The sequence below is a fragment of the Methylobacterium sp. CCH5-D2 genome, assembly GCF_001556475.1.
Lineage (GTDB): Bacteria > Pseudomonadota > Alphaproteobacteria > Rhizobiales > Beijerinckiaceae > Methylobacterium > Methylobacterium hispanicum.
Window position 1 is genome coordinate 1 of record NZ_LSIX01000989.1, and the last position, 249, is coordinate 249.

General features: G+C 79.5%; 1 pseudogene. It reads right to left on the reverse strand.

Features of this window, described 5'->3' with window-relative positions:
- Positions 1-11: 11 nt before the first annotated feature.
- Positions 12-249, reverse strand: a pseudogene (locus AX737_RS26725) (helix-turn-helix domain-containing protein); the annotation flags it as partial.

Sequence of the window (249 nt, forward strand, 5' to 3'; positions counted from 1 at the left end):
GGGGCGTTTTAGCCCGCCGCGTAGAGCGCCTCCGTCACCGTGCCGGCCGTCGGCAGGGCAGCGGCGAGGCGCTCGGCCCGGCGCGCCCGCGCGTAGGCCCGCGGCGTCACGCCGGTGATCGCGCGGAAGACCCGGTGGAAGTGGTGCGCGCTCAGGCCCGCCTCGGCCGCCAGTGCATCGAGCGCCGGCTCGGTCTCGGCCCGCTCGATCAGCCGGCAGGCGCGGGCGACCGCCTCGCGGCGCCGCTCG